This is a genomic window from Leisingera aquaemixtae, from assembly GCF_019801145.1.
Taxonomy (GTDB): domain Bacteria; phylum Pseudomonadota; class Alphaproteobacteria; order Rhodobacterales; family Rhodobacteraceae; genus Leisingera; species Leisingera aquaemixtae_A.
In genome coordinates this window covers 500,189-513,716 of the sequence record NZ_JAHVJQ010000002.1, presented here as the reverse complement: position 1 = coordinate 513,716, position 13,528 = coordinate 500,189, and the positions used below count along the sequence as shown (strand labels likewise).

Annotated in this window: 11 protein-coding genes and 1 pseudogene; 7 read left to right on the top strand and 5 right to left on the bottom strand. The window is 61.7% G+C overall.

Annotated features, from left to right (window positions below; genetic code table 11):
• Nucleotides 1-25 precede the first annotated feature (25 nt).
• The 3 genes and pseudogenes from KUW17_RS23300 to KUW17_RS07045 all read left to right on the top strand — a co-directional run.
• Nucleotides 26-1,423 (top strand): annotated as a pseudogene (locus KUW17_RS23300) (CheR family methyltransferase); the annotation flags it as partial.
• Nucleotides 1,409-3,280, top strand: coding sequence for a PAS domain-containing protein (locus KUW17_RS23465; protein WP_315899389.1), 1,872 nt, complete (start codon nt 1,409-1,411; stop codon nt 3,278-3,280). The pseudogene KUW17_RS23300 and the gene KUW17_RS23465, both read left to right, overlap by 15 nt.
• A gap of 129 nt (nt 3,281-3,409) precedes the next feature.
• Nucleotides 3,410-4,555 carry a sensor histidine kinase gene (locus tag KUW17_RS07045; RefSeq protein WP_222477264.1) on the top strand — a complete coding sequence of 382 codons (1,146 nt, stop codon included), beginning with the start codon at nt 3,410-3,412 and terminating at the stop codon, nt 4,553-4,555.
• A gap of 20 nt (nt 4,556-4,575) precedes the next feature.
• Here the strand turns inward: KUW17_RS07045 and KUW17_RS07040 are convergent, their stop codons facing one another.
• Together KUW17_RS07040 and KUW17_RS07035 are read right to left on the bottom strand one after the other, a co-directional pair.
• Nucleotides 4,576-4,983 carry a response regulator gene (locus tag KUW17_RS07040; protein WP_261397042.1) on the bottom strand — a complete coding sequence of 136 codons (408 nt, stop codon included), beginning with the start codon at nt 4,981-4,983 and terminating at the stop codon, nt 4,576-4,578.
• 249 nt (nt 4,984-5,232) lie between these two features.
• Complete coding sequence (locus KUW17_RS07035) at nt 5,233-6,408, bottom strand: acetyl-CoA C-acyltransferase family protein (RefSeq protein ID WP_222477252.1); 1,176 nt, start codon at nt 6,406-6,408, stop codon at nt 5,233-5,235.
• A gap of 198 nt (nt 6,409-6,606) precedes the next feature.
• On the opposite strand from KUW17_RS07035, the gene KUW17_RS07030 reads away from it, so the two are divergent.
• Both KUW17_RS07030 and KUW17_RS07025 read left to right on the top strand, forming a co-directional pair.
• Nucleotides 6,607-7,173, top strand: coding sequence for a helix-turn-helix domain-containing protein (locus KUW17_RS07030; protein WP_222477250.1), 567 nt, complete (start codon nt 6,607-6,609; stop codon nt 7,171-7,173).
• Between the two features lie 606 nt (nt 7,174-7,779).
• The gene (locus tag KUW17_RS07025; RefSeq protein ID WP_039184356.1) at nt 7,780-7,986 is read left to right on the top strand and encodes a cold-shock protein; all 207 of its coding nucleotides are present in this window, start codon (nt 7,780-7,782) and stop codon (nt 7,984-7,986) included.
• Between the two features lie 78 nt (nt 7,987-8,064).
• Here the strand turns inward: KUW17_RS07025 and KUW17_RS07020 are convergent, their stop codons facing one another.
• Nucleotides 8,065-8,466, bottom strand: coding sequence for a VOC family protein (locus tag KUW17_RS07020; RefSeq protein WP_222477248.1), 402 nt, complete (start codon nt 8,464-8,466; stop codon nt 8,065-8,067).
• A 161-nt stretch (nt 8,467-8,627) separates the two neighbouring features.
• Here KUW17_RS07020 and KUW17_RS07015 point away from each other — a divergent pair, with 161 nt between their 5' ends.
• Together KUW17_RS07015 and tdh are read left to right on the top strand one after the other, a co-directional pair.
• Nucleotides 8,628-9,812, top strand: a complete 1,185-nt coding sequence (locus KUW17_RS07015; RefSeq protein ID WP_222477240.1) for a glycine C-acetyltransferase — start codon at nt 8,628-8,630, stop codon at nt 9,810-9,812.
• 17 nt (nt 9,813-9,829) lie between these two features.
• Nucleotides 9,830-10,858 (top strand): L-threonine 3-dehydrogenase, encoded by a 1,029-nt coding sequence (gene tdh, locus KUW17_RS07010; RefSeq protein WP_222477593.1) that lies wholly within the window; start codon nt 9,830-9,832, stop codon nt 10,856-10,858.
• Between the two features lie 133 nt (nt 10,859-10,991).
• Here tdh and KUW17_RS07005 read toward each other — a convergent pair whose 3' ends face one another.
• Nucleotides 10,992-11,720, bottom strand: a complete 729-nt coding sequence (locus KUW17_RS07005; protein ID WP_222477232.1) for a metallophosphoesterase family protein — start codon at nt 11,718-11,720, stop codon at nt 10,992-10,994.
• A 108-nt stretch (nt 11,721-11,828) separates the two neighbouring features.
• Complete coding sequence (serA, locus tag KUW17_RS07000) at nt 11,829-13,424, bottom strand: phosphoglycerate dehydrogenase (protein WP_222477230.1); 1,596 nt, start codon at nt 13,422-13,424, stop codon at nt 11,829-11,831.
• Nucleotides 13,425-13,528: the final 104 nt, after the last annotated feature.

Genomic DNA, 13,528 nt, shown 5'->3' with positions numbered 1-13,528 from the left:
CCCAAATAAGAAGACCGTTAATCGCATGGAAGACCTGGAACAGGACACAAAAGCCGGTGCGGACAACAGCAGTCTCCATGTAGCCTGTATTGCCTCCTCCGCTGACGGTCTGGAGGCGCTGTTGCTTCTGGTAAAGAATCTCCCCCGTACAGACAACACCATCTATGTGATCGCCCAGCAAATTTCGCCCTCCCAAAAAAGCGATCTGACTTCGCTGATTGCCCGCGAAGCAACACTGCCGGTGGTGGAACTGGACGGCGAAACCGACCCCGTTCCGGGCACCATTTACATCGCGCCGCCAGACAATGATGTGGCGTTTGAGGGCAGCAAGCTGCGTCTGCGCGATCCCGCAGAGCACCCGGCATCTGCAAAGCCATTCGCCGACCCCCTGTTCAAAAGCATTGCCGAAGAGTGCGGAGAACGCTGCGTTAGCATCGTTCTGGCAGGCACCGGCAGTGATGACAGCTAAAGCTTACCGTCAATCCGCGAAGGCGGCGGGATTACCATTGCACAAGAGCCAGGTTCTGCGAAATACGACGGAATGCCGGTCTCGGCCATTGAAACCGGCTGCATCGATCTGACCCTGACACCGGAACAGATTGGCGAGCATACTGAGAAGATTCTTGCCCAGCCCCGCAACTTGGACCAGTTGCGGCCCGCTGCCGGCGAACCCAGCAAGCTTAGCGAATTGTTCGGCATCCTCCAGGCCCGCACCCGGGTTGATTTTGCCAATTACAAGGAAAACACCCTGAACCGCCGGATTGCCCGGCGGATGACGGCGCTGGGTATCGAAGACTATGAGAGCTATGTCGATTTTTGCCGGACGAACCTCGACGAGGTCGACGCTCTGCACCGCGATCTGCTGATCTCGGTCACCCAGTTTTTCCGCGACCCGGAACAATTCCGCAAGCTGAATGAGCATCTGGAGAAGCAGCTGGTAAACCACGGCCCTGGCCCGATCCGGGTTTGGGTGGTTGGCTGCGCCACCGGTGAAGAAGCCTATTCGATTGCCATTCTCATAGCAGAGTATCTGGGCGGCCTTCACGCGTTGACCAAGAACAACGTTCAGATCTTTGCCACCGACATCGACCAGAACGCCATCGAAGTGGCGAGGAAGGGGATTTACCCGATCTCCGCGGCCCAGGATATTCCTCCCAACTACCTGAAGGAGTATTTTGTCCTTGGCGAGAACGAAATCACGGTGCGGCAGGAACTGCGCAGCGTGACACTGTTTTCGCGCCACAACGTGTTCCAGGATCCGCCCTTCATCAATGTCAACCTGGTCACCATCCGCAACGTTCTGATCTATTTCAACCTGGCGCTGCAGGAACGGGTGCTCACCAGGCTGCATTATTCGATGGCCCCGGGCGGTTTGCTGTTCCTGGGCACGTCCGAAACCGTGGGCGAGATGGGTATCTATTTCGAAGCCCGTCAGGGTGCGGACAAGATCTTCGGCAAGCGCCGCGGCATTTCCGGCGAACTGACCGTTTCCTCGAGCTCACCCGGAACCTCCTACCTGCGAACCCGCACCCTGCGGAAGTCTGCGGCACAGGCAGCGGCAGAGCAGGCTGCGCAGGCTGAACTCTCTCTTGCGCGGTCCGTGGCGCCCAACGGGCTGATCTGCACCCGCAATGGCGACATCATCGAGGTCCTGGGCGATATCAGCGTCTACAGCGAGATCCGGGCCGGAATGTCGACCTCGCTGAACGTGAAGATGCTGATCGACCCGCTGCGCAGCGAGGCCTCCAGCCTGATCGCGGTGTCTATCCGAAACGAAGAGCGCCGCGATGGGCGCTGGCATAGCGTTTCCCTGCCCACCGGCAACCGGGTTCAGCTCCAGGCGTTCCCCTTCCTCAACCACAAGGGCGGCGAGGTGCATTGCCTGCTGGCAATCAACTCCAAGTTCGAGGAAGAAAAAGAACTCAAATTCGAGGAAATCTCCGACCGCGATCAGCGCGAGTATGTCGAGCGGATGGAGCTGGAAATCCGCTCCACTCAGGAGGCGCTGCAACAGACGATTGAGGAACTTCAGACCGCCAACGAGGAGCTGCAGTCTTCAAACGAGGAGCTGCAATCCACCAACGAGGAGTTCCAGGCCACCAATGAAGAGCTGGAAACCTCCAACGAAGAGCTGCAATCCACCAATGAGGAATTGCTGACCGTCAACGAGGAATTGCAGATCAGCTCGGCAGAGCGCCAGGCGCTGGCGTCCGAGCTGGAAGCGATGCTGGCATCTTCGCCTTATGCCGTGGCCCTGGCTGATCAGGCATTGATCATCCGGCGGCTGTCGCGCGTGGCGCAGGATGTGTTCGGCATTGGCGAACTTCCTCCAACCGGCCTGCACCTTAGCCACTGCCATCTGCCCAGCGGTTTTCCGGCCCTGGCGCCGATCGCAAATACAGTGCTTCGGCTGCAGGAAACCCGGCGCATTCCGGTCCTGTCCGGCAGCGATTACTATACTCTGATCCTCTCCCCGGTCCTGGACCTGCACCAAAAGCTGATTGGCCTCTCCATTACGGTGACCCGGTTCGACAATGAGCCCTTCAATGACGTCCTGCGGCTGGTCAGCAAGGTCACGCGGGTTGGCTTCTGGACCCAGAACCTGCAAACCGACGAAACATATCTCTCCCCCGAATCCCACGCCATTCTCGGCATCGACGATGAAACAGCCGGCCTGAGCCTCGACGGCCTGCTGGCCAGGGTCCACCCCGAGGACCGCACAAGCCTGCAATCAAGACTGGACCGGCTGTTTGTCGACGGCGGCTCCTTCGAATTCGAGGCGCGGTTCTTTGACGATACCGGCAACACCCTGAACATTGCCGGCAGCTTGATGGTGTTCCAGGATTCGCATGGCGAAAACATCCAGCTGATCGGTGTGTGCTGGGACAAGGCCAAATTCGACGAGCGCGACCTGATGCTCGGATGCAGCGTTGCGGTGCAGAACCATCTGTCCGTCGGTATTTTCTCCTTCGACGTGATGAACAACGTGCCGGTCTGGAACCCGCCGATGTACGGCCTGCTGGGCTATAAACAAGGCACAGACGTTCCGTCGGTGGAAAAACTGCTGGAGCGTGTTCACGAGGAGGACCGGGACTTCATAAAAGACGGACTGCAAGATGTGCTGACGATAGGGCAGTCCTTCCACTACCAGTTGCGGCTGCGCACCAGCGACGGCAGCTACGCAAGCGGGGAGCTGTTCGCACGGGCAAGGCGGGACAAAGCGGGCCGTACGACACATGTCTTCGGCGGACTGCAGCTCTACCGCAGCGGACCGGAGTGAGCCGCGGGTGTACGGTAAAGGAAAGCGCTTGCTGCAGTGGCGCCTGAGCCGGGCACCGTCACCCCAGCAGGACCCGCTCTGTGCCGCCTGCCGCTGTCTGCAGCCAGACGGCATGCATCCTGCGGGTGCATGCCAGTGACTGCAGAGGTGAACAGCCCGGCCTCCAACCTCCTTGCGAGCGCCTTTCTGGCATCCCCCTATGCCTCTTTCATCCTTGACTGGTACGGCCGCATCCTGGTCTGCAACCGGCGGGCTGAGCGCAGCTTTGCACCCGCAATAGCGCCAGACAGCGGGGCACTTAGCGGCAGCTGCATCAGCAGCCTGACCTTGCTGGAACCGGACCGCGTGATCGAAAGGCTCCGGCATGGCACGGCTAACGGCGTTGCAACATTGCCGATGGCAAGCGGCATCCGGACGAATGGATCATCGGAAACGGAATTCCGCGTCTCCCTGCTGCGGGCCGACACCCGGGGTGAACGGCTCATCCTGCTGACACACGACCAGCTGCGGGTCACCGTGGACTCCCTGCGGCATATGAACGAACTGCGCAGCCAGTTGCGCGGTGAATTGCGCAACGCCAAGGATGCCAACCTGAAGCTGCAGGAAACACTCCTGTCCATGGAGGCCTTTGCCCATGCGGCCTCTCATGATCTGCGCACACCGATCAACACTCTGGCTGGCTCCTTGCAGTTCTTCTCCGAACACTACGCCGCAGGGCTGCCTGACACGGCGCGGGAGTTCTTGCAGCACATGACCCGGGCCACCGGTCAGATCGACCGGCTGACAACCGAACTGCTGGAGCATTCGGTCTCCACATCCGCCGGGATCAACATTCAGGAAATCACCGTTCAGGACGCGGTTTCTGAGGCCTGCACGAGCCTGGCGCAGGAGCTCGAAGCCTGCGGCGGAAAGTTCCGGGTCATAGGCGACGGTTTCAGGCTCCATGCGGACCCGACCCTGCTGCATCTGGTCCTGACCAACCTGCTGTCCAATGCGATCAAGTACAGGCACCCGGAGCGGGTTCTTGAAATTTCGATCCGGATGAATGGTGCAGAGCGGGACCGGTGGGAGCTTTCGGTTGCCGACAATGGGACCGGCTTCGCGCCAGAGGACAAGCAGCTTATCCTCCAGCCTTTCCATCGTGCCCACCGCGAAATCGAGGGCAGCGGCATCGGGCTTTCGACCTGCGCCGAAATTTGCCGCCGGCACAATTGGAAATTCCTTGCCGATGGGGAACCCGGAAAAGGCGCTGTCTTCACCATTTCCTTCAGCTGACCGGCCGCCGCCTGCGCCGATCAGCTCGCTTCCGCGGAAACCGCCTTGCTCGTCACGTAATCAACCATGCTGAGAAGGTCGGTCAGGTTAACCGGCTTGTGCAGCACCCAGCGGATGTTGCGGCTCAGCCCGAAGAGCTCTCCGCCGGTGAACAGCCGGCTGCCGGTGATGTAGACGACGGGAATATCCGGGCGCAGAAGGGCAGCGTAATCCGCTACTGGAAGCGAGGTTTCTTCACCAATCTTCAGATCCAGGATCAGGATGCCCGGCTCAAAGTCGGCCAGCGCGGCAATTGCTTCTGCACAACTGGAGACGGGCCGTACATCATACCCGGCATCCTGCAAAGCCATGCTGAAGGTAAATCTTACCCCATCGTCATCTTCCAGAAGCAAAACCTTGACCGCCACAGCAATCCCCTTATCGCACATGAAGGCTGCCCCGGGATCACGCTAAGTGTAATCTGTCCTGCCAGCCCTCAAATCCCCAAGACGATGCGGCCGCGCACCGAACCGGGCAGTCCCGGCGAGTCGGCTCCCACTCGCTGGGTATTCTAATTACTACTTTAAATTGCGTATGACGGATATGGTAGCGTAAAAATTTATCGGCAAATTCCTGAGCTGTTGCATTCTGCTCCGCAGCTGGGGGCAAGTCGCGAACCAGCCCCCAGCCTGTTGAAATCAAAGACGTTCGATGGCCAAGGCAATGCCCTGACCGCCGCCGATGCACATTGTGATCAGCCCTTTGGAGCCGCGGGTCCGTTCCAGTTCATAAAGGGCCTTCAGGGTAATGATGGCTCCTGTTGCCCCCACGGGGTGACCCAGCGCGATGGCGCCGCCGTTGGGGTTCACCTTGGCCGGATCCAGCCCCAGTTCCTTGTTCACGGCCAAGGCTTGGGAGGCGAAGGCCTCGTTCGACTCGATCACGTCGAAGTCGCTGGCAGAAAGGCCGGTCTTCTCCAGCAGGTTGCGCACGGCAGGCACCGGGCCGATGCCCATGACCTCAGGGCGGACACCCGCATGGGCATAGCCCAGAATGCGGGCCTTCGGTTTCAGCCCGGCCCGTTCAGCCGCCACCGCCGTGGCCAGCACAACAGCCGCAGCGCCGTCGTTGATTCCGCTGGCATTCCCGGCAGTTACCCGGCCGTCTTTCTGGAATACCGCCTTCAGGCCCGCCAGCGCCTCCGGCGTGGTGGCCTTGGGGTGCTCGTCCACTTCAAAGGGCACCAGGTCGCGCTTGACCTTGACCTCGACCGGGGTGATCTGGGACTTGAAATGACCCGCCTCAATCGCCGCCGCGGCGCGGCTCTGGCTGGTCAGGGCAAAGTCATCCATCTGCTCGCGGGTGATGCCGTGCTCGTCGGCGACATTCTCAGCCGTCACCCCCATATGGCCGGTGCCGAACGGGCAGTTCAGCGCGCCCAGCATCATGTCGAGCGATTTCACATCGCCCATCTTGGCGCCCCAGCGGCTTTGCTGGATGATGTAGGGGCTGCGCGACATGTTCTCGGCGCCGCCGGCCAGGGCGAACTCTGCGTCCCCCAAGGCAAGCGACTGATAAGCTGACACAATTGCCTGAACGCCGGAGCCGCAGAGGCGGTTCACGTTCATTGCCGGCACCACGTCCGGAACACCTGCCTGCATGGCGGCAACCCGGCTCAGGTACATGTCGCGGGGTTCGGTGTTGATGATGTGGCCAAACACCACATGGCCGATCTGGCCGCCCTCCACCCCTGAGCGTTCCAGCGCCGCCTTGGACACGGTGGCTGCCAGGTCGATCGGCGCGGTGTTTGCCAGCGCGCCGCCAAAGGTGCCGATGGCGGTGCGGGCGCCGTCCAGAATCACGATGTCAGTCATTGTTTTTTCTCCTCAACTCCTGCGTTGGCGCCATTATGCGCCCGCAGCATGGACCTGTCTGCCGGGACGTGCCGTCATAGAAACGCGGCGTCACTCCCCGTGCACCCCTTGTACACCCCCTGTGCACCGCCGCGGCGCAGCATCCGCAGTTTGCCGGATCAATTGACAAATGCCGCCCATCGGCGCAGAGAATCCGTCATGACGGAAAACACAGACGATATCCTGACCCTGCTGCCCGCCCGCCTGAAGGAGGCGCGCCGCGCCCAAGGCCTGAGCCTGGAGGCGGTCGCCAACCTGTCGGGCGTCAGCCGCTCGATGGTGAGCCAGATCGAGCGCGGCGAAAGCTCCCCCACCATTGCGACGCTGTGGAACCTCACCCGCGCGCTGCAGGTGGATTTTGCGGGTCTCTTGGAAGCGGGCGACATGCAGGACCGGATCGAGGTGCTGCGCGCGGCGGACGTGCCCAAGATCGAGAACATGGGCCAGGGCTGCCGCATCCGCATCCTGTCGCCGCCGGAGGAGGCCGGCGGGCATGAGGTCTATGACATCCGGTTCGACCAGGGCGGCGCGCTGGTCAGCCAGCCCCACACCCGCGGCGCGGTGGAGCAGCTGACGGTGCTGGAAGGCAAGATCGCGGTGAGTTCCGGCAACGCCAGGGACCAGCTGCAGGCAGGCGACACCGCCCGCTATGCCGCCGATGTGGCCCACTCGATCACCGCGCCCGAGGGGCCTGCGCGGGTGTTTTTGATTGTGAAGAATGCTTGAGGTGACGAATGCCGCCAAGCATCTTCAGGCTAAATTGAGTTATGTGTCTCAGTCTAAAACTAAAATTCGATACTCAAAGTTGCTTTAAAATGGTGAAAACATGGTTGGTTTTTATCCTCGCACTTTAAAGAGACGCCCTGCAACTACACTTGTGGTTACTGTGCTGACATACTTTTCATTTGTGCCTGTCGTATGGGAGCTGGACCAATCCTTCAGCGCGGCCGCAGCTATAACCGCTGTGTGGGCTTACGGTATTTGGTTCGCTTACTCTGGCTTTCACCTTTTTAATCATTTCAAACACATCTAACATTGAATTCAGCGTGTGCTGTGGCATTCGTCAAGCGGGCACACGCGCTCAGGTATTGCTGTGACCGTCCTGCGTCTTGAGACCGCCCCGGCATCCTTCGGCAGGAAATCCCCACCTTGTGCCTTTTATGCACATTCCCCTTGAACGACTCGGGGGACCGGCCCATATGTGGTCCGCTAACGTTATTCTTGTCGATCCACTGTCTCCCGTTTACCGGCGCTTTCAGTCTCTCGATCCAGACCGACTACGCCAGGCTGCCGCACTTCCGCGGGCAGCAAAAACTCTAGGAGACTACGGATATGGCCACCGGCACCGTAAAATGGTTCAACACCACCAAAGGCTACGGCTTCATCGCGCCCGAGGGCGGCAGCAAGGATGTGTTCGTGCACATTTCCGCTGTTGAGCGTTCCGGCCTGACCGGCCTCGCCGACAACCAGAAAGTCACCTTCGACATCGAGCCCGGCCGTGACGGCCGCGAGTCGGCGGTGAATCTGGAACTGGCATAAGCCAGGCAGCTTTGCTGATTGGAAGCGCGGTCCCCGGGAGGGGGCCGCGTTTTCTTTTGGGCGGTTTCTTTCGGGAAGTCAGCCCTTGTTGCTCTCGTCCCAAAGCTTCGGCTCCCACAGCTCCACCTTGTTGCCCTCCGGGTCCATGATCCAGGCAAAACGGCCGTTCTCATAGGCGTCCGGCCCTTTCAGGACGGAAATACCTGCGTCCGTGAGCTGCGCGATCATCCCGTCCATATCGTCGATCCGGTAGTTGATCATGAAACCGGCGGTGCTGGGATCAAACCAAGTGCCGTCCGCATCGGCGGTGCCCCAGACGGTGAGGCCGCCGTCCTCTGCCGTGTCGTCCTTCCAATTGAGGACAGCGCCGCCGAACTCCTCCAATTCCAGCCCGAGGTGGTCGCGGTACCATGCGGCCAGCGCCTTGGCGTCGCCGCGCGCCTTGATGAATACCCCGCCGATGCCAGTGACCTTTGCCATTCCGCGTCCTCCCTTTTGCAGGGGCAGATAGCCCGGGCTGGCGGATTTCCACCCACGGCGTCCAGTTTCACGGATTTTTTTCCGCAATCCTGAAATCCTGTATTCCGGAAACGTATCCGCTATGATAGACACGCGACTCGAGACACCAAGGGAGTTTGCGCATGTCCACTGCTTTTCTGACCGACATCTCCAACACGCTGGCCCAGATCGAGGCCGAGGGGCTGTACAAGCGCGAGCGAATGATCACCTCCCCGCAGGGGGGCGAGATCACGGTTGGCGGCCGGGAAGTTATCAACCTGTGCGCCAACAACTATCTGGGTCTGGCCGACCACCCCGCCCTGATCAAAGCCGCCAAGGACGCGATGGAGCCGAAGGGGTTCGGCATGGCCTCTGTCCGATTCATCTGCGGCACCCAGGACATTCACCGGGAGCTGGAGCAAAGGCTGGCAAAGTTCCTTGGCAAGGATGACGCGATTCTGTTCGCGGCCTGTTTCGACGCTAATGGCGGGCTGTTCGAGCCGCTGTTGGGGCCGGAGGATGCGATCATCTCCGACAGCCTGAACCATGCCTCGATCATCGACGGCATCCGGCTGTGCAAGGCCAAGCGCTACCGCTACCTGAACAGCGATATGAACGACCTGGAGGCCTGGCTGAAGCAGGCCCGCGAGGACGGCGCACGGCATATCATGATCGCCACCGACGGCGTGTTCTCGATGGACGGCTATCTGGCCAAGCTGCCGGAGATCCGGGCGCTCGCCGACAAATACGATGCGGTGGTGATGGTGGATGACTGCCACGCCACCGGCTTCATGGGGGCGACGGGGGCCGGCACGCCAGAGCATTTCGGGGTGGACGTGGACATCCTGACGGGAACCTTGGGCAAAGCACTTGGGGGGGCCATCGGCGGTTACATCGCCGGGCCGCAGCCAGTGATCGACCTGCTGCGGCAGCGGGCGCGGCCCTATCTGTTCTCCAATTCGCTGCCGCCATCGATTGTTGCTGCCGGGCTGGAGGCGATCCGGCTGGTGGAGGAAGGGGACGGCCTGCGGGCGCAGCTGTTCGAAAATGCGAAATACTGGCGCGCGGGGCTGGAAAAGCTGGGCTTTGACCTGCTGCCGGGTGAGCATCCGATCATCCCGGTGATGCTGGGCGAGGCGCAGCTGGCGCAGGACATGGCAGCCCGGCTATTCGACGAGGGCGTTTATGTCTCCGGCTTCTTCTTCCCGGTGGTGCCGCGCGGCCAGGCCCGCATCCGCACCCAGATGAATGCGGCGCTGACGCGGGATGAGCTGGACCGGGCGCTGGCGGCATTCGGCAAGGTGGGCAAGGAACTGGGGGTGATCTGATGAGCCGTCCGAACACGATGAAGGCGCTGGAGAAAAGCCATCCGCAGGAGGGCCTGTGGATGGTGCAGGCGCCGGTGCCGGAAATCGGCCCCGACGAGGTGCTGATCAAGGTCAAGAAGACCGGCATCTGCGGCACCGACATCCATATCTGGAACTGGGACGAATGGGCATCGCACACCGTGCCGGTGCCGATGATCACCGGGCATGAGTTCGCGGGCGAGATCGTCGAGATCGGCCGCAATGTGGAGGATCTGGCGGTCGGGCAGCGCTGCTCCGGGGAGGGGCATCTGATCAAGACGGACTCGCGCCAGAGCCGCGCCGGCAAGTTCCACCTCGACCCCGGCACCCGCGGCATCGGGGTGAACGAGCAGGGCGCCTTTGCCCAGTATCTGAAACTGCCGGCCTTCAATGTGGTGCCGCTGCCGGATGATATCCCGGACGAGATCGGCGCCATCCTCGACCCGCTGGGCAACGCGGTGCATACCGCGCTCAGCTTTGACCTGCTGGGCGAGGACGTGCTGATTACCGGGGCCGGCCCCATTGGCATCATGGCGGCAGCCGTGGCGAAGCACGCAGGCGCCCGGCATGTGGTGATCACCGACATCAACCCGGACCGCCTGACGCTGGCCCGGCATGTGGTGCCGGCGGTGCGCACGGTGAATGTGGCCCAGGAAGAGCTGCGGGATGTGGTGCGCGAACTGGGCATGAAACAGGGGTTCGACGTCGGACTGGAAATGTCCGGCAGCCAGGCGGCTCTGGATCAGATGGTGGAGGCGCTGGTGATGGGCGGCAAGATTGCCCTGCTGGGCATTCCGCCGGGCAAATCGCCGGTCGACTGGTCCCGCATCGTGTTCAAGGCGATCACCATCAAGGGCGTCTACGGGCGCGAGATGTTCGAGACCTGGTACAAGATGATCGCGATGCTGCAGAACGGGCTGGATGTGAGCCGGGTCATCACCCACCGCTTCGGCGTGGATGATTTCGCCGAAGGCTTTGCGGCGATGAAATCAGGTTCCAGCGGCAAGGTGGTGCTGGACTGGACGTGACGGTTATTTGAGGGGGCTTTGCCCCCTCGGCCTTCCAGCTGGGCTTCGCCCGTTCGGGTCTGAAATGATCCTCCGGATCGTTTCCGGGATGACCCTCACCCCCAGAGTATTTCCGGAAAGATGAAAGAGGGGATCAGGGTTCCAGCGGCACCCTGCCCGTTTCCGTCAGCAGCCAGCAGTCGCGGCCTTCGAGAACGGCGGCGGTGAGCGGGCGGCCGTAGCCGGCACCGCTGTCGAGGTTGATGCGGTTCACGTGGTGCTCCGCCCGTTTTCCGGGGGTGTGGCCATGCACCACCAGCCAGGAGTGGGCGCGCTCGTCATTGAGGAATTCCTGCCGGATCCAGATCAGGTCGTCCTCGCTTTGGCTCTCCAGCGGCAGGCCGGGGCGGATGCCTGCGTGGACGAACAGAAGTTCGCCCTCCTGGTGGTGGGGTTTGAGGCCTGCCAGGAAGTCCAGATGCGCCTGTGGCACTGCGGCGCGGGCGCGGGCGTGGGTCTGGTAGATGCGGTCGCCCTCCTCCACGCCAACGCCGTAGGATTGCAGGGTCTCCATGCCACCGATACGGTCGTGCAGCCAGTGGTAGCCGACCAGCAGCCGGGCGTCGTTGCGCGGGTAGTCCTCCAGGAACATCGAGAACATGCGGTCGTGGTTGCCCTTGAGGCAGATCCAGTTGCGGCCCTCGGACTGGCCCTGCATCAACCGGTCAATCACGCCGCAGCTGTCAGGCCCGCGGTCGGTATAATCGCCAAGAAAGACAATGCGGGCGTCCGGGCCGCCATCGGCTTCGATCAGCGCCAGCGCCTGTTCCAGCATCTCAAGCTGTCCGTGGATATCGCCAATGGCGTAGATTGGGCTGGTCATGTCAGGATCCTTTGCCGGAAAGGCGCCGAAAAAATGAAAACGCCGCCCTTATAGCCGGGCGGCGTTTCCGATTGAACCGTTTACAAGTTCAGCACTAGGGCCCGGTCGTCAGATGACGTCGAATGCCAGCGGCTTAATCTGGTTGAACAGCCCGGTTTCGGCAAGCTTGGCACGCACCTCTGCCGGGACCTCGTCATCCACATAAAGGAGCGCGATGGCTTCGCCGCCTGCCTCGGACCGGCCCAGGGTGAAGTTGGCGATGTTGACGCCGTGATCGCCCAGGGTGTGGCCCAGGGTGCCGATGATGCCGGGCACGTCCTCGTTGGTGGTGTAGAGCATATGCGCGCCCACATCCGCCTCGATGTTGATGCCCTTGATCTGGATGAACCGCGGCTTGCCGTCGGAGAACACGGTGCCAGCCACCGAGCGCTCGCGCTTGGAAGTCACCGCGGTCACCTTGATGTAGCCGTCAAAGGAGCCGGATTTATCCTGGTTGGTGGTGGAAATCTGAACACCGCGCTCCTTGGCGACAACCGGGGCGGAGACCAGGTTCACTTCCGGATTGGAGCGTTTCATGATGCCCGCGATCACCGCGCAGTTCAGCGCGTCCAGGTTCATGCCGGCCGCAACCCCGTCGTAGAGGATGTTGATCGCCCGCAGCGGCTCGTCGGTCATCTGGCCCACGAAGGAACCCAGGTGGTCGGCCAGCTTGATCCACGGGCCCATGACCTTGGCTTCCTCGGCGGTGACGCTGGGCATGTTGAGCGCGTTCTCAACCGCACCGGTCAGCAGGTAGTTGGACATCTGCTCCGCCACCTGCAGGGCAACGTTCTCCTGCGCCTCGGTTGTGGCGGCGCCCAAGTGCGGGGTGCAGACCACGTTGGGCAGGCCAAACAGGGCGTTTTCCTTGGCCGGTTCCACCGAGAACACGTCAAAGGCAGCGCCTGCCACATGGCCGGAGGTCAGCAGCTCCGCCAGTGCGGCTTCGTCCACCAGGCCGCCGCGGGCGCAGTTGATGATGCGCACGCCCTTCTTGGTCTTTTCCAGGTTTTCCTTGGACAGGATGTTGCGGGTCTGGTCAGTCAGCGGCACATGCAGGGTGATGAAGTCGGCGCGTGCCAGCAGCTCGTCCAGCTCGACCTTTTCGATGCCCATCTTGTCAGCCTTGTCGTTGCTGAGGAAGGGATCGTAAGCGACCACTTTCATCTTCAGGCCGCGGGCGCGGTCGCAGACGATGCCGCCGATATTGCCGGCGCCGATCACGCCTAGGGTCTTGCTGGTCAGTTCAACGCCCATGAACTTGGACTTTTCCCACTTGCCGGCATGGGTGGAGGCCGAGGCCTCCGGCAGCTGGCGGGCAACCGCGAACATCATCGCGATGGCGTGTTCGGCAGTGGTGATCATGTTGCCGAACGGGGTGTTCATCACAATGACGCCGCGCTTGGAGGCGGCTTCCTTGTCGATGTTGTCGGTGCCGATGCCGGCGCGGCCGATCACCTTGAGGTTTTCGGCGTTTTCCAGGATCTTTTCCGTCACCTTGGTGGCGGAGCGGATCGCGAGGCCGTCGTACTGGCCGATGATTTCCGCCAGCTTGTCCTTGTCCTTGCCCACGTCGGGCAGGAAGTCGACGTCGATGCCGCGGTCGCGGAAGATCTGGACGGCAGCTTCGGAAAGCTTGTCGGAGATGAGAACTTTGGGAGCCATGGGTTAGGGTCCTTTTGCGGGGGCCTGTGCGGCCATTTGTTTTGAGAAGGGCTGCGCCCGGCCCTGGGTGGGTGCGAAGCGCCCTCCCGTGGGGAGGGTCGGGC